Genomic DNA, 16446 nt, shown 5'->3' on the forward strand with positions numbered 1-16446 from the left:
GCGGCTGGCACCGGATACCGCGCCAAAAAAGCCTCTCATAATCAAGTATGAGGACGCGTCACAAGATGCTTTCGCCCAGCATGGAGCCGATTAAGCCGACAAGCAGCCGGGACGTTGTCTGTCCGCGGTCCAGCAGCGGGTTGTTCTCCACGAATTCGGCCGAGGTCAGAATAGCGGATTCCGACAGCATCTCCATGGCCAGATGCGCTTCCCGGTAACTGAGTCCGCCCTGAACCGGCGTTCCCGTTCCAGGTGCGATTTTCGGATCGACACTATCGATATCGAAGGAGAGGTGAACGCCATCCGTGCCCGTTGACGCTATTCGGATAGCCTCCTTCATGACCCGGAACATGCCCATGCGGTCGATGTCCTGCATCGTGAAGCAGGTAATGCCTTCCCGACGGATGAAATCCCGTTCGCCCTGATCGAGGGAACGAGCGCCAATGAGCACTACATGCTCCGGCTTGATCGTTGATTTTACGCCGCCGATCGATGTTAGCCGTGCATCGCCTCTTCCCAAGCTGACAGCCAGCGACATGCCGTGGATATTGCCGCTTGGAGTTGTATCCGGCGTATTGAGATCGGAGTGGGCATCAATCCAGATGACGCCCAAGCTTTGATAGTGCCGGGTAAGCCCGGCTAGCGTGCCGATTGCAATGCTATGGTCACCGCCAAGGACAAGCGGGAAGACGCCCGATTGTGCCAGGGCAGACACATGAGCTGCGAGCTGCTCGTTAATCGTTATGACTTCTTTCAGATGTTTTAATTGAGGATCGTGCGTTTCATCCTTGTGTTCGGGGAGTCCAGCAAGGTCATCGACCTGGTAGGATACACCGAGCATGTCAAGCTTGCGTTTCAAGCCGGCTCCGAAAATCGCATTCGGTCCCTGGCTTGCGCCGCGGCGGGTAGCACCCCGGTCAAACGGCACCGGGACGATGGTTACGGTGGACGGAAGATTTCTCATCATAGGCTCACCTCCACTTTGTATCAGTGTATTCAGGAGCCCGGCTAAGTGACTTGGGCAAACCCCTATACAAGCTGATCCAATATGGAAAGTTGAGGTGAAGCTGCCATCAGAAAAATACCCCTGATGCATGATTCATAGGCACCGCGGAGGGCCTTATGATCCTGTATCAAGGGTTGCAATTCGTTCATATATGACAGTATATGAGATCTGTCTTCCGAGAAAGTACGTCGATCGACGTTTATTTCACCGTTTTATTATAGGTCTCGATCTTGGAGCTGATCTCCTGAGCGGCTTTGTCCAGTGCTTCCTGCGCCGTTTTTTGACCGTTCAGCACTTCCTCGATGGCCGTTTCCGTCAGCTGGCGGGCTTCAGGGAACACGCCCATGACAGCGCCTTGCGTTGCCAGGTTGGCCGTCGTTTGATGCAATTGATCCACGGCCGTCTGGAATTGCGGATATTTCTCCAGGTTTTCCTTTACCAGGGTCTCTTCGTAAGCTTTAGTCGTTACCGGGAAGTAACCTGTGTTGACATGCCAGTAGGCTTGCGTTTGCGGCTCGGCCAAATATTTCATGAATTCCCAGGCTGCCTGCTGCTCTTCTTCCGATTTGTTGTTCATCAGCCACAGGCTTGCACCGCCGATAATAACGCCGCCTTCGCCGCCGTCAGCCGGTTTGGGCAGGAACGCCGTACCGACTTCGAATTTGCCTTCCGCTGCGCTGACGATTCCGCGGAGGGAAGCCGTCGAGTCCAGCGTCATGGCAATTTGACCTGCTGCAAATGCTTTTTTGGTGTCGTCCGTTTTACGTCCCAGGTTCAGGAGCACCTTATCGTCCAGCATTTGCTTCCACCATTCCAGCGTCTTCACGGCAGCGCCGTTGTTGACCTGCGAAGCGGTTGCCGGGGAAGTGCGGCCATTGCCGTTGTTCAGCAGCTCAACGCCTTGATTCGCAAGGAATTGTTCCATGAACCAGCCATAGATGGCGAAGGATGCGCCGGTTTGGCCGCCTTTTGTCAGCGCTTTTGCCGCTTCCGCTACCTCTTCGTAGGTTTTGGGAGGGTTTTCCGGGTCGAGACCCGCCGCTTTAAAAGCGTCCTTGTTGTAATACAGAATCGGGTTGGAGGAGTTAAACGGCATGGAGTACAATTTGTTGTCGAATGTATAGTAATTTTTGATATTCGGTTCCAAGGAGGAAATGTCGTATGCTTCAGCATCCATGAAGTCCTGAACCGGACGGATGGCCTTGGTATCCATCATGAAACGACTGCCGATTTCGTACACCTGGATCATGCTTGGACCGCTCTTCGATCCCAAGGAGGCCTTCAGCTTGTTCAAGCTTTCATCATATGTTCCTTGAAACACGCCCTCAACCTGAATATCCTTGTGGGCCGCATTAAAATCGGAGATCAGCTTGTCCGCGACAGTCCCGAGCTCCCCGCTCATGGAATGCCACCACACAACCTTAACAGGATCTTTGGCTGGCTCGCTGCCGGCAGCAACGGTCGTTTCTCCAGCGGCTGGCGTATTGCTGCAAGCGGCGCTGATCAGCATGAAGCAGGAAAGCAGGAGCAGCGCGAAGGACCTTTTACCAAAACGTTTCATGATCGGTTAATCTCTCCCTTTTTGAAAATAAAGTATGGTTTGATCTATCAGAAATTGCGCGGCCCGTTTCTTATCGATAACCGGCACGCAAGGCTGATTCACTATAGCCCGACTAATATAGCGATTAGCCCTTCAACGCACCTGCCGTGATGCCGCGGACAAGCGGCTTCAAACCGAGCGCAAGCAGCAGCAGGGAAGGAAGCAGCAGAAGGAGTACGCCGGACAGAATCAAATTCCACGAATTCATCTCTTCGAACTGCAGCATGCCAATCCCGATCTGAACGGTACGCATTTCAACGCGGTTGGTGGTCAAGAGCGGCCACAGGTACATGTTCCAATTGTTCAGGAACGAGTACACGCCCAGCGTAGCAATTCCAGGTATGGATAACGGCACCACCATGCTCAGAAATATCCGGACATGGCCGCAGCCGTCCACCCGGGCCGCTTCAAACAGCTCCTTCGGCAGCTGCAGAAAGGCTTGTCTGAGCAGGAAGGTTCCGAAGGCGGTTGCCAGGAATGGAACGATAAGCCCTTGGTAGGTATCGAGCCAATTCAAGCTTTTGACCGTCAGATAGTTCGGGATCATGATCACTTCCCACGGGATCATCATGGTGGCGAGAAAGAGGCTGAACAGCAGCGTTTTACCCGGGAACCGGAGGAAGGCAAAGGCGTATGCCGCCAGGCTTGCGGTCACGATCTGCCCGACCATGATGGCAATGGAGACGACCAGGCTGTTCCCGATAAAGGTAAGGACAGGGATCGTATCGATCACCTTGGCGAAATTGGACAGATTGATGTCTTCCGGAAGCAAAGGCGGCGGATAAACGGCCGATTCAGCCTCGCTCATAAGCGATGTCGACAAGGTGTATAGAAGCGGAAAGGCAACGACCAGCGAACAGAGAAGCAGCGCGAAGTAGATGAAGCTTTTGGGCATGAGACGCATGTTCATTGGTAATGCACCTTCTTCTCCACGAATTTAAATTGAAAGACGGTCAGCAGCAGAATGATCGCAAACAGGATGAGCGCTTGCGCACTGCCGATGCCGAAGCGGAAGTTGACGAATGCATCCTGATAGATATTGAACACGATGACGTTGGTGCTGTTCATCGGACCGCCCTTGGTCAGGATGTTGATTTGTCCAAACGCTTGGAAGGCGCCAATCACTGACACGACGGATGTGAAGAATAACGTAGGGGAGATCAGCGGCATCGTAATCCGGAAGAAGGTTCTTAACGGACCGGAGCCGTCAATCTTGGTACTGTCATAGATATCCTCGGATACGCCCTGCATGCCGCTCAGCATCAGGATGTAATTAAACCCAAGATTCATCCAGACCGTCATGATGGCAACGGAGATCATGGCCCATTTCGGATCGGTCAGCCATTGGATGGGCTGCGTGCCGAGTTGCGACAGGAAATAATTCAGCATGCCCATAGTCGGATGGTAGAGGATCATCCAGATCATCGAGCCGGTACCGACGGAAACGGCCATGGGCAGCGAGAATATAAAACGGAATATTTTCATGCCTTTCAGTTTATTATGCGTCAGGGCTGCGAGCAGTATGGCGGCTGCCATGCCGGTCGGGACCGTCAGTACGATAAACAGCAGTGTGTTGCCGAAACTGGTATAAAACATCTCGGAGGCCAGTATCTCCTTGAAATTATCGAACCCTACGAATTCGGCTACCCGGCCTTGAGGATCGGTCAGGAACAAGCTCAGATAGACGGATTTGAGCAGCGGATAGAACAGAAATAGACCGAAAATGAGCAACGATGGTGCTAGACATGCATAAGCGAGCATGATTTCCCTGCGTCTTGTTTTCTTGATAGAGATCGGTTTTGCGGCTGTCGAAGGCTCAGCTTCGCTAACCGGCGGCGTCAGAGAATGACCCGGAGAGGGAAGCATAAATTCTTTTTCCATAATCATGTTTACCTCACTTTCCTGCTTGGCCTTACAGGTATTGAGTATAGGAACCGGATGTAAACTCCAGTAAAGGTTTTTGTAAGAATACCGTAATTTATTGCTGGCCATGTTATTACTGAAGGTCAGTTTGCCAGTGCCGGGTACAAAAATATTCCAATCCTCAAAAGCTTGCAGCTTAAAAAAAGATGTGATATGTTATAGCTGTAACCGGTTACACATGAATGAGGTGATGACGGTAATGGCAACGATCAAGGATGTGGCAAACCGGGCCGGCGTGTCCGTGGCCACGGTTTCACGGGTATTAAATGGAAACGGTTACGTGCATGAAGACACCAGGTCCAAGGTAGAACAAAGCATTCGCGAGCTGAATTATACGCCGAATGAAGTAGCACGTTCTTTATATAAAAGAAAATCCAAATTGATAGGACTTTTGCTTCCGGATATTATGAACCCTTATTTCCCGCAGCTTGCCCGCGGAGTTGAGGATGAGATGCAGGAAAATGATTATCGGCTGATATTCGGGAACAGCGACGAGAGCAAGAAGAAGGAAATGGAGTACATCCAAACCTTTGTCCAAAATAATGTGGTTGGTGTCATATCATCGACCAATGATCCGGATGCCGACATATATGCAGGGCTCAAGATCCCGGTTGTATTTCTGGATCGAACCTCATCGGATCGACCTTCCGTATTTGCGGATGGTCGGCAGGGAGGTAGGATTGCGGCACAGGAGATGGTTAGGCGAGGCAGTAAAGCTATAACCGTGATTCAAGGCCCGGAGGATGTCCGTCCTGCCCAGGAGCGTTTTGAAGGAGCTGTTGAGGTTCTGGAAAAACAGGCGGCTGCGTATCAAGTGCTGAAGACGACATCGTTTTCTTTAACCGACGCGGAAGAATTCGCCCAGCAAGTGTTCATTGAGCATCCGGACACGGACGGCGTCATCGCCAGTAACGATATTATGGCATCCGCCGTAGTCAAGGAAGCGCATCGGCTGGGGAAAAGGGTGCCGGAAGACGTACAGATTATAGGATTTGACGATATTCTGCTCAGCCGACTGCTGGCCCCGCCCCTGTCCACGATTCATCAGCCGGCATATGAAATGGGCCGGGAAGCGGCCAGATTGCTTATCGGACTTATTGAAGGGCAGCACATCGAGAGAAGCAGTATCGAATTCTCAGTAGAATTTATTGAGCGGCAGACAACAAGAAAGGTGGAATCATAATGGCGAAGATCGTGGTAATCGGAAGCGCGTCGATGGACTTGGTGGTCACCTCCACCAAGCGCCCCGGCGCTGGAGAGACGGTGCTAGGCGACAGCTTTAAGACGGTACCCGGAGGAAAGGGAGCCAACCAGGCCGTCGCGGCGGCGAGACTGGGTGCAGAGGTAACGATGATTGGCTGTGTAGGTGAAGATTCCTTCGGCGAAACGATTTTGAGCAATTTGCAGGCGAACGGTGTTATTACGGAGTATGTGGAACCGGTTACAGGTATTGAAAGCGGAACCGCACACATCATATTGGCAGAGGGAGACAACAGCATCGTGGTAGTTAAGGCTGCCAACGATCGGATCACCCCGGATTATGTTGATCAGGCAGCGGAGGTTATCCAGGCTGCGGATATCGTGTTGATTCAGCAGGAGATTCCGGAGGAAACGGTGGTGCATGTCAGTGAATTATGCGCAAGATATCAGGTGCCGTTGATGCTGAATCCGGCTCCGGCCCGCCCGGTGCCGAGCGTTGTTATTGAACGGGCGGCTTACATGACGCCGAACGAACATGAAGCGGCTATCCTGTTCGGAGATGAGCCACTAGGCGACGTGCTGCGCCGTTATCCGAACAAGCTGATCGTGACGGAAGGCAAGCGGGGAGTTCGTTATTTTGACGGCCATGCAGAGGTCGTGGTTCCCGGCTACAAGGTTGAAGCCGTGGATACAACGGGAGCGGGCGATACATTTAACGGTGCCTTTGCTGTGGCTCTGTCCGAAGGCATGAGCATGGCCGACAGCCTGAGATTTGCGAACCGCGCAGCTTCCTTGTCGGTCATGAAGTTCGGAGCGCAGGGCGGAATGCCGTCGCGTCTCGAAGTGGAAGGGAGTCTTTGATCATGAAGAAGAACGGCATGCTGAACAGTCACATCGCAAAAGTGCTGGCAGATCTGGGGCACACCGATACCATCGTTATTGGAGACGTTGGCCTTCCGATTCCCCCAGGCGTTCCGAAGATCGACCTGGCTCTCACACTGGGGACGCCAAGCTTTGCCGAGGTGGTGGAGGCGATCGCCGACGACATGGTCATTGAAAAAATCGTGATCGCTGAAGAAATGAAGCTTGATAATAAGGAAACACTGCTTTATATACAGGAAAATTTTCAGGATTGCGAGATCGAGGCTTGCTCACACGAGCAGTTCAAGGCACGGACTCGAAACGCTAAGGCGGTTATCCGTACAGGCGAAGCCAAGCCCTATGCGAACTGCATTTTGCAGGCCGGTGTTTATTTCGGTTAAAAAGGAGGAAGCACCATGAACATTGAGATGACGAATATCCAAAAATCTTTTGGCACGAACCGGGTGCTGGCAGGCGTGGACTTTGATCTCCGGGAAGGAGAGGTCCATGCCCTGATGGGAGAGAACGGCGCAGGTAAATCGACGCTGATGAATATATTAACCGGTCTTCACAGCCGGGATGAAGGCAAGATTGTCATCGACGGTAAGGAAACCTATTTTGCTAATCCGAAGGAAGCGGAAGAGAGAGGCGTTGCCTTCATCCATCAGGAGCTTAACATCTGGCCGGAGATGACGGTTCTGGATAACTTGTTTATCGGCAAGGAGATGACGTCCGGCCTCGGTTTCCTCAATATGAAACAAATGAAGGCGCTTGCGAAGGAACAGTTCAGCAAATTAGCGGTGACGATACCATTATCGCAGGAGGCAGGAGAATGCTCCGTCGGCCAGCAGCAGATGATTGAGATCGCCAAAGCGCTTATGACAAAAGCGAAAGTCATCATTATGGATGAACCGACGGCGGCATTGACCGAAAGGGAAATTGAGAAGCTGTTTGATGTCATCCGTTCATTGAAAAAACAAGGCGTATCCGTCGTTTACATTTCCCACCGGATGGAGGAGATCTTTACGATCTGCGACCGGATTACGGTCATGCGAGATGGTAAATCCGTCGATACCAAATCCATTCCGGACACGGATTTTGATGAAGTCGTCAAAAAGATGGTCGGCCGGGAGCTGACCGAGCGATATCCGGCACGTCATCCATCTCCGGGTAAGCCCGTGCTGGAAGTGAAGAATATTAGCAGTAAAGGCCGGTTCGAGAATGTAAGCTTCACGGTTCGTGCCGGCGAGATTGTTGGCGTATCCGGCCTGATGGGGGCAGGGCGCACCGAGATGATGAGAGCGATCTTCGGATTGGACCCGCTGGATAGCGGCGAAATCTGGGTACGCGAAAAGAAAGTTTCGATCAAGAAGCCGGATGACGCCGTGAAACACGGCATTGGATTCATAACAGAGGACCGCAAGGATGAAGGGTTGGTCCTGGATTTCTCGGTCCGTGAAAATATGGCACTGCCCAATCTGTTCAGTTTCTCTTCCAAAGGGTTCATTTCCGGGAAGAAGGAGCAGGATTTCGTGGACACCTTGACGAAGCGGCTGCAGATCAAGACGCATACATCCGAGACGCTGGCACGCAATCTGTCGGGTGGTAACCAGCAGAAGGTCGTTATTGCCAAGTGGATCGGAATTGGGCCGAGCGTGCTCATCCTGGATGAGCCGACACGCGGCGTGGACGTTGGTGCGAAGCGGGAAATTTATCAGCTGATGAATGAACTGACCGAACGCGGCGTGGCGATTCTGATGGTGTCGTCGGAGCTGCCGGAGGTGCTCGGAATGAGCGATCGGATTCTCGTTGTTCACGAAGGCAGGATTTCCGGTGAATTGGACCGTGAACAAGCCACGCAGGAACATATCATGACTCTAGCTACAGGAGGTCAGTAATATGACAACTATTAACGATGCCAAGGCGGAAAAAGGGTTTAAGGTATCAGGTTTGACGCAAAAGCTCGGTCCGCTGCTCGGACTGATCATTCTAATCGTTATCGTATCCGTCCTGAATCCAAGTTTCTTGGAACCGCTTAACATTCTGAACCTGCTGCGTCAGGTATCGATTAATGCATTGATTGCATTCGGTATGACGTTTGTTATTCTGACAGGCGGTATTGACCTGTCGGTCGGTTCGATTCTCGCGCTCTCCAGCGCATTTGTTGCCAATATGATGGTGGCCGGGTTTGACCCGATCCTATCGATCATCATCGGCGTTGCGCTTGGCGGTGTCATGGGGATGATCAATGGTCTCATGATTACCAAGGGGAAAATGGCGCCGTTTATCGCCACCTTGGCCACCATGACGATATTCCGAGGACTTACGCTCGTCTATACGAACGGTAACCCGATTACGGGTCTTGGCGACAGCCTTGCATTCCAATTGTTCGGTCGTGGATACCTGCTTGGTATTCCGGTGCCTGCTATTACGATGATCATCACGTTTGCCGTGCTGTGGGTCATCCTGCATAAAACGTCATTTGGCCGCAAGACATATGCCATCGGCGGTAACGAAAAAGCATCGCTTGTATCCGGTATTAAAGTACCGAGAGTCAAGATCATGATCTATTCCCTGGCAGGGATGCTGTCCGCGCTTGCAGGCGCGATTCTGACCTCCCGTTTGAATTCCGCACAGCCGACTGCAGGGACGTCCTATGAATTGGATGCCATCGCAGCCGTTGTTCTTGGCGGTACAAGCCTGACCGGTGGTCGCGGCCGGATCGTCGGTACGTTAATCGGTGTGCTGATCATTGGCATACTGAATAACGGACTCAACCTGCTCGGCGTCAACTCTTTCTATCAGATGGTTGTCAAAGGCGTCGTGATTGCGATTGCCGTACTGCTCGACCGCAGAAAATCGGCTTAAGGGGGAGAATGAACGATGAAAAAAACAACTTTGCTGCTCGTATCACTTATGTTGATCTTCATAACAGGCTGTTCTCTGGAGCCGCCGGAATGGGCGAAGCCCAAGGCCGGCGGGGATGTCAAAGACATCAAAATCGGTCTTTCCATCTCGACCTTGAATAACCCGTTCTTTGTATCCCTGAAGGATGGCGTCGTCGCCGAAGCGACCAAACAAGGGATGGAGGTCGTTGTCGTAGACGCACAGAACGACTCGGCCAAGCAGAGCAATGACGTTGATGATCTGATTCAGCAGGGCGTCAATGCACTGCTGATTAACCCAACGGATTCGTCCGCAATTTCCACTGTGGTGCAAACGGCAAATAGCTTGGGTATTCCGGTCATTACGCTTGACCGTTCGGCGGATCAGGGCGAAGTCGCTGCGCTGGTTGCCTCCGATAACATCAAAGGCGGTCAGATGGCAGCCGAGTATATCGTGGATCAACTGGGCAAAGATACGAAGGTCATTGAGCTCGAAGGGGTTCCGGGTGCTTCCGCGACCCGCGAACGCGGCAAGGGATTCCATGATATCGCAGATAAGCAGTTGAACGTGGTGGCGAAGCAGGCAGCGGATTTTGACCGGACGAAGGGTCTGACCGTGACGGAGAATCTGCTGCAGGGCAACCCGGACGCCAAAGCGATTTTTGCCCACAATGACGAAATGGCCTTGGGCGCAATCGAAGCGATCCAAAGCTCGGGCAAAGACATTATGGTCATCGGCTTTGACGGTAACGACGATGCGCTGAAGTCCATCGAAGCCGGCAACCTGACGGCTACCGTAGCCCAGCAGCCTGAGCTGATCGGTCAGCTTGCCGTCGGCGCAGCCAAGGACGTGCTCCAGGGCAAAGAGGTGGAAGAGAATATCGCCGCACCACTGAAATTGGTGGTGAAGGAGTAATCTAGCATGATTTAGAAGCGTTACCTTTTGCGATAGAAGCAGGGTAACGCTTTTTTTTGGGAAATATATTGATCATTTCTTACAGGATGCGAAGTAACTCACAGCCTTGCGATAATAGCGGGAATACAATATCGTTAAAAGAGAACAGTTATTTCGCATATTATATTATAATGGATGTGTATGCGTTTACTTCTTAGATGTGATAAAGGAGCTATGTAATTATGACGATGGAGAAAAGAAAACATGCAATCGTGATCGTAGGTTATGGCGGAATGGGCAGCTACCATGCCAAGCTGATTAAGGACAATGCATTTCTTGAGGTTACGGGAACCTACGATATTTTGGAAGAACGCCGGGAAGTATCCCAGCAAGACGGGTATCCTCCCTACGAAAGCTATGAGCAGGTACTAAACGATACTGCGGTTGACGTGGTGCTCATTGCTACGCCTAATGACGTGCACAAGGAACTGGCACTTCAGGCGTTTAAAGCCGGCAAACATGTCATCTGCGAGAAGCCGGTAACATTGTCCGTCAGTGACTTCAAAGAGATGGTGGCTGCGGCCGATGCTGCTGGCCGGGTACTGATGGTTCACCAGAACCGCCGCTGGGATGAGGATTTCTTGACCATTAAACAAATGTACAATGAGAAAACGATAGGTGACCTGTTCCGAATTGAATCCAGGGTGCACGGGGCGAATGGCATACCGGGCGACTGGCGTCATCTGGAAGCCCACGGCGGCGGCATGCTGCTGGACTGGGGCGTGCATCTTCTTGACCAGGTACTGTTCATGGTGGACAGCCGAATAACCAGCCTGAGCAGCCGCTTGAGCTTTATTCTCGGCGATGAGGTCGATGATGGCTTTGAGTCGGTCATCGAATTCGAGAACGGCGTATCCGTACTGATTGAAGTGGGAACGACGAATTTCATTACGCTGCCACGCTGGTACGTCAAAGGAACAGAGGGAACCGGTATTATTGAGGATTGGTCGTTAAACGGAAGAGTCGTTACCCGGAACCAGGATGCCGTGAAGGTGGAGCCGAAGCCGATTCAAGCCGGGGTAGGCTTGACCAAAACGATGGCCCCTCCTTCCGAAGAAGCTACCATTACGGGAGCTCTGCCGGAGCCATACCGTCAATCCAGCAGCTTCTTCGATAACTTTGCGGCCGTGATCCAAGGCGAAGCAGAACCGATTGTGAAGAACGAGGAAGTACTACGTGTCCTGAATCTGATCGAGGCAGTATTTGAATCGGCCAGAACAGGAGAAACGCTGAAGGATTTTGATATTTACCCTGCGTAATCTATACAGACTAGCACTCATTATGATCATAGAAAAAGTACCGCGGCTGCCAAGCATAAAGCTTGAGGCTGCGGTACTTTTTCTTCATGTTGTGGTTGCTGTCAGCTCATTCGCGATGCCAAGCCGAAAGTGTAATGTTATTTCGCATGATCGATCTTTCCGCTGCTCCCGGCTTGCAGCACCCGTCTATAGTCACTGGGCGACCAGCCCGTATCCTGCTTGAACAGCTTTGAGAAATAGGAATAGTTGGCGTACCCCACCTTAGCCGCAATCTGGTATACCGACAAGGGAGTCGTCTCCAGCAGATGCTTGGCCGCCTTGATGCGGGACTGAATGATGTAAGTACCCAAAGAGACGCCCGTTTCTTTCTTGAACACGCGGGCCAAATAATCCGGGTTGAGATAGACGATTTCCGCCAGGCTCGTTCGCGTCAGCTCATCCCCGTAATGGCAATGAATATATTGCTTGATCTCCTCCACCACGGTATGCGAATGGTCCGCGTAGGCATGATATTCTGCTGCCGTGCTGACGAGATATTTCGTATATTTCTCCATATCTTCAATTGAGTTCAAGGATTGCAGGAACAGCTGGTCATTGGTTTTGCCGGTATACAGCTTATGAGCCTGGATCTCTTTGCCCTTCAGATAGGAATATACCAGCTGTACGATATCCAAGCGGAATAAACGCAGCACCGAGGTGTTGTAGACGCTATTCTTGGCCAGGTTGTGCAAGTATTTGCGGGTTTCTTCCAGAAACCCAGCCGGATTGTTCCCGCTGAGAAGGACTTCCCAGTCTTGCAGCGGGGGAGGGGTGTACGTGGCTTCTTGCAGGGAATGGTGTTCCAGAAAAACAATCTGATTCCGCTTTTTGATCATATCCTCATTCATTTGCAGCAGCATCCGAATGGACTTGTTGATCTCCTCCAACGCCACCGAAATCGATACGCTGCAGGAAGCATCGCTTCGGAGAAATTGATTGGCTTTTTCAATAAATGACGTGCAGATGTTTTCCATGACGCTGGAATCCGGAGGAAGATTCCATTTCAGCATGACCATCCAATTGTAATCCTTATATTCCATAGCGGCTTCAACCGTGAAGAGCGGGTCCTGGAACAATTCGGATAGCACGTTGAGAAACGCATAGTCAAACAGGTCTTTGTCTTCTTTACCCAAACTTTGATCATGCGGAAAAATGGTGATGAGCACAGGAAGAAATAGATCCGACATCTCATAGGAGAGTTTCTGTTCCGCGATATATCCTGCGATGGCGCCCCGGTCCGAAGAAGCTTTCCGTTCCTTTATCAGCTTGCTCCAAAAATGCTCCTGGAGCTTTTTTTGATTTTTTTTCCACAGCTGCCCGTCCTGTATCGCTTCCTGATCGCTTTGCTGTTCCTTTGCTTTATAGACGGCCTTGGAGATGATAAGGCTAAGCTTATCGAATTCAATCGGTTTCAGGAAATAGTCAAAGCTTTGCAGCTCAATGGCTTTCTGCGCATAGTTGAAATCAGCGTAATTCGTCAGAAATATCGTTTGAATGCCGTATTGTTCCTCGCGTATCCAGGCGAGAAGCTCGAGTCCGCTGCCCTGCGGCATTTCGATATCGCAGATGAGGATCTGGACCGAATGCTGCTGCAGTATGTCCCTTGCCTGCGCAACGCTGTAAGCGGTATAGACCTGTTCGATCGAGAGTGCCTTCCAATCAATCTTCTTCTCCAGTGCGGTCACGACAAAATAATCATCATCAACCAGCAATACGTTCATTGATTTTCTCCTCTCCGTTCCTGCACGGGTTGTGGAAGCGTTAATGTGACGCTAGCGCCGCCCTCTTCCGGGTTCGAAAATTCCACATGCGCCCGGCGATGATAGAGCAGCTCGAGCCGTTGAAGGGTGTTCATAATCCCGATGTGCTTCCCTTCGCTTTGATCGAGCGCTTTGCCGGTTGTCAGTTTATCCAATACTTCTGCGGGAAACCCGGGCCCGGTATCGGATATCCGGATGACCATAGAAGGTTTATCACCCTCCATCCGTAGACTAACGGACAATCGGATTTGCAGCTCATGATCTCGGGATACGGCGTATTTTACCGCGTTTTCGATAAAGGTCTGGAGCACGAGGGGCGGAATGGTGAGACCGGTAAGCTCCTCTTCAACATCGATACGATAAGAAAAGGCATCGCGATAGCGGTGCTTCTGAATCTCCAGGTAAATCCGGACATGCTCGATTTCGTCCTCAAGCCGCACGAGGTTATCGCCGCTTTGAAAGATGTAGCGAAAGTATTTGGACGTGGACAGCGACATATATTCGATTTCCTTAAACATCTGCATTTGCGCCATGCTGTAGATGTTCGTCAAGCAGTTCAGGAAAAAATGGGGGTTGATCTGCAGCTTCATATAATCCAGCTGGATTCTCTGTTTATCCAGCTGCTGCTCATAAATATCGATTTTAAACTTCTTGATCTGTTCGATCAGATGTTTGAATTGGGAGTTGACCTGCTCAAGCTCGATGATCTCGCTGCTCATGAAATCCAGATTTTCGCTATCCTCATGGATGCGCCTTACGTTTTCCGAGAAATTCTGAATCGGCTTTAACACTTTCTTCTTGAAATACAGCATCACCAGGCTGAGCGTACACGTGAGTATAACAAACAGCAGCATAATGAGGAGCTGGGCGATCATGATCGTCTCAAATACGCCGAATTGGATGACCAGTTGCACGTTGAAGGAAGCGTTCGAGAATCCCTCCGTGACCGTAGTCCGCGGCTGTGACAGGCTAAAAGGGGAAGCTTTGGCAGCTTCGACCATGGCTCCCAGCTCGCCGACACTGGCGCTCGAAAGAGCTGCCCCTTGATCATCCACCAGAGACACGTAACCATCCTCACCCAAATCCAGTTGTTGGAGTGGTCGGATCAAATCGTCTGCGGAGATGAGACAGATCAGATACCGGTTGTGGTAAGGAACGATGTTGATGATGTAATTCGTGTCCTGAACAAGGATTGGATTCCAGTTGGAGTAGAACGTTTCGTATACGTTTTTGGAATCCGTGAGGGAGACGATTTGCTCCTTGAGTTCCAGGAACTCTGTATACGACAGGGACATGGGTGCATAGTTCTGAAAAAAATCCTGTTCTTTTAAATAGAAAAAGAAGTTGTATTCTTGGCCGTAGTTTTTTTGAAGCTCATTAAATCGTTTATGCACTCTTTCGCTCGACTTGATGTAGTCCACGTAATCGGTCCCGGGGGTATCCATGATCTTAACGCTCTCATCATTCGCCAGCGTCCAGCCCATATAGTGGTTGATGTAGGAGAAGTCATGATTGATCTGCCTGATGTACAGATTCGCTGTATCCTGCAAATATCGGGTCGATTGCTGCTTCACGATGAAGATGGAAGCGAAACTGATCACGAGATCCACCACGAGGGCAAAGATTGAGATAAAGAGCATGATTTTCACATAGTGACGGATGGGATATGGTTTGTTATTCAGTGCTTTAACCATTGGGCTGCCGTGATTCCTTTCAATTCGCCAAATAATGAAAGCGTTTTAATAGTGGTACTGTCATTATAAATGGAAAAGACGAAAAAATCAGGAGCGAACGCTCGGGCATCTTCCATAAAGTCCGGATACCACATCGTAAAGTCCGGATAATAGCATGCTTGTATATGGAAATCGAGGATTTCTTGAAGGGGGACAAGGCGAAGGTCCGAATAACGCATGATGAGGTCCAAAAAACGATTCCGGGTGGAAGTATACTTGAGTTGCTTACGCGACATGCCGGATCCACGACGACGCGAACAGAAAGGGGAATCGATTTGAAAGCAGGCCAACTGAATAGAACAACACACCCAACCCTCGGGCGCATCAAAAAGAATTGGGGCCTGTATCTGCTGCTGCTGCCTGCGGTTGTGCTGGTTTTGTTGTTTTCTTACGTACCGATGTACGGGATCTTGATCGCATTCAAGGACTATAGTCCCGCTCTCGGGATTATGGAGAGTCCATGGGCGGGTCTAAAGTATTTTGAGAAGTTTTTTAACTCCTATCAATTCTCGACAACGATCACCAACACGCTTGTGATCAGCTTATACAGCGTGGCGACGTTCCCTATTCCGATCATGCTTGCCTTGATGGTCAATCAAATGCGCCAGAATTGGTTCAAGCGCTTCTTCCAGACCGTAACCTATATGCCGCATTTTATCTCCACGGTCGTGATGGTTGGACTCATGCTGATTCTGTTCTCCCCGGGGTCGGGGCTGATCGGGAATATATTTCGTCTATTCGGTGCGGAAGCGCCGAACCTGATGGGATCGGCCGGCTTGTTCAGCAGCGTGTACGTATGGTCGGACGTGTGGCAGCATACGGGCTGGGACAGCATCATCTATATCGCGGCGTTATCTGCGGTGAGCCCCAGCTTGTACGAAGCGGCCACGATGGACGGGGCAAGCCGATGGCAGAAAATCCGGTTTATCGATATCCCGATGCTGATGCCAACGGTTGTGACCCTGCTCATTTTGCGGATCGGCAGCTTGCTTGGTGTCGGCTTCGAGAAGGTTTATCTCATGCAAAACAGTCTCAATATTACCTCCAGCGAGGTCATCTCCACGTATGTGTACAAAATCGGAATGCTGAGCAGCCAATACAGCTTCTCGTCGGCGATCAATCTGTTTAATACGGTCATTAATTTTGTTCTGTTGATTCTGGTTAACCAGATTTCGAAAAAATACAGCGAAAACAGTTTGTGGTAACGCAAGAGAGGAAGGGTTCT

General features: G+C 50.9%; 14 protein-coding genes. 8 read left to right on the forward strand and 6 right to left on the reverse strand.

What is annotated here, in order from left to right; all coding sequences use genetic code 11:
* Nucleotides 1-58 precede the first annotated feature (58 nt).
* From rocF to MHH48_RS10810, 4 genes are all read right to left on the reverse strand, one after another.
* The gene (gene rocF / locus MHH48_RS10795) at nucleotides 59-967 is read right to left on the reverse strand and encodes an arginase (RefSeq protein WP_076320786.1); all 909 of its coding nucleotides are present in this window, start codon (nucleotides 965-967) and stop codon (nucleotides 59-61) included.
* A gap of 238 nt (nucleotides 968-1205) precedes the next feature.
* Complete coding sequence (locus MHH48_RS10800) at nucleotides 1206-2567, reverse strand: ABC transporter substrate-binding protein (RefSeq protein WP_076320787.1); 1362 nt, start codon at nucleotides 2565-2567, stop codon at nucleotides 1206-1208.
* 124 nt (nucleotides 2568-2691) lie between these two features.
* Nucleotides 2692-3516 (reverse strand): carbohydrate ABC transporter permease, encoded by an 825-nt coding sequence (locus MHH48_RS10805; protein ID WP_076320788.1) that lies wholly within the window; start codon nucleotides 3514-3516, stop codon nucleotides 2692-2694.
* On the reverse strand, nucleotides 3513-4493 hold the full coding sequence (locus MHH48_RS10810; RefSeq protein WP_076320789.1) for a sugar ABC transporter permease: 981 nt from the start codon (nucleotides 4491-4493) through the stop codon (nucleotides 3513-3515). Before MHH48_RS10810 ends, MHH48_RS10805 begins: the two co-directional genes overlap by 4 nt.
* 235 nt (nucleotides 4494-4728) lie before the next feature.
* On the opposite strand from MHH48_RS10810, the gene MHH48_RS10815 reads away from it, so the two are divergent.
* The 7 genes from MHH48_RS10815 to MHH48_RS10845 all read left to right on the forward strand — a co-directional run bounded on the left by MHH48_RS10815 (nucleotide 4729) and on the right by MHH48_RS10845 (nucleotide 11689).
* Nucleotides 4729-5712: a LacI family DNA-binding transcriptional regulator gene (locus MHH48_RS10815; RefSeq protein WP_076320790.1), complete on the forward strand. Its 984-nt coding sequence runs from the start codon at nucleotides 4729-4731 to the stop codon at nucleotides 5710-5712.
* A complete protein-coding gene (gene rbsK / locus MHH48_RS10820) occupies nucleotides 5712-6590 on the forward strand; it encodes a ribokinase (RefSeq protein WP_076320791.1) in 879 nt (292 codons plus the stop codon). Before MHH48_RS10815 ends, rbsK begins: the two co-directional genes overlap by 1 nt.
* A 2-nt stretch (nucleotides 6591-6592) precedes the next feature.
* Complete coding sequence (rbsD, locus tag MHH48_RS10825; RefSeq protein ID WP_076320792.1) at nucleotides 6593-6991, forward strand: D-ribose pyranase; 399 nt, start codon at nucleotides 6593-6595, stop codon at nucleotides 6989-6991.
* 15 nt (nucleotides 6992-7006) lie between these two features.
* Nucleotides 7007-8488, forward strand: coding sequence for a sugar ABC transporter ATP-binding protein (locus MHH48_RS10830; RefSeq protein WP_076320793.1), 1482 nt, complete (start codon nucleotides 7007-7009; stop codon nucleotides 8486-8488).
* Between the two features lies 1 nt (nucleotide 8489).
* Nucleotides 8490-9458: a ribose ABC transporter permease RbsC gene (gene rbsC / locus MHH48_RS10835; protein ID WP_076320794.1), complete on the forward strand. Its 969-nt coding sequence runs from the start codon at nucleotides 8490-8492 to the stop codon at nucleotides 9456-9458.
* A 15-nt stretch (nucleotides 9459-9473) separates the two neighbouring features.
* Complete coding sequence (rbsB, locus tag MHH48_RS10840) at nucleotides 9474-10391, forward strand: ribose ABC transporter substrate-binding protein RbsB (RefSeq protein WP_076320795.1); 918 nt, start codon at nucleotides 9474-9476, stop codon at nucleotides 10389-10391.
* Between the two features lie 221 nt (nucleotides 10392-10612).
* Entirely contained in the window at nucleotides 10613-11689 is a 1077-nt protein-coding gene (locus tag MHH48_RS10845; protein WP_076320796.1) for a Gfo/Idh/MocA family oxidoreductase, read from the forward strand.
* A 137-nt stretch (nucleotides 11690-11826) separates the two neighbouring features.
* Here MHH48_RS10845 and MHH48_RS10850 read toward each other — a convergent pair whose 3' ends face one another.
* Together MHH48_RS10850 and MHH48_RS10855 are read right to left on the reverse strand one after the other, a co-directional pair.
* Nucleotides 11827-13449: a response regulator gene (locus tag MHH48_RS10850; protein WP_076320797.1), complete on the reverse strand. Its 1623-nt coding sequence runs from the start codon at nucleotides 13447-13449 to the stop codon at nucleotides 11827-11829.
* Nucleotides 13446-15182, reverse strand: coding sequence for a histidine kinase (locus MHH48_RS10855; RefSeq protein ID WP_076320798.1), 1737 nt, complete (start codon nucleotides 15180-15182; stop codon nucleotides 13446-13448). The genes MHH48_RS10850 and MHH48_RS10855 overlap by 4 nt, the downstream gene beginning before the upstream one ends.
* A gap of 314 nt (nucleotides 15183-15496) precedes the next feature.
* On the opposite strand from MHH48_RS10855, the gene MHH48_RS10860 reads away from it, so the two are divergent.
* Entirely contained in the window at nucleotides 15497-16426 is a 930-nt protein-coding gene (locus MHH48_RS10860) for an ABC transporter permease subunit (RefSeq protein WP_076321312.1), read from the forward strand.
* Nucleotides 16427-16446: the final 20 nt, after the last annotated feature.

Source organism: Paenibacillus sp. FSL F4-0100 (genome assembly GCF_037993005.1).
In the GTDB taxonomy this organism is placed as follows: domain Bacteria; phylum Bacillota; class Bacilli; order Paenibacillales; family Paenibacillaceae; genus Paenibacillus_AQ.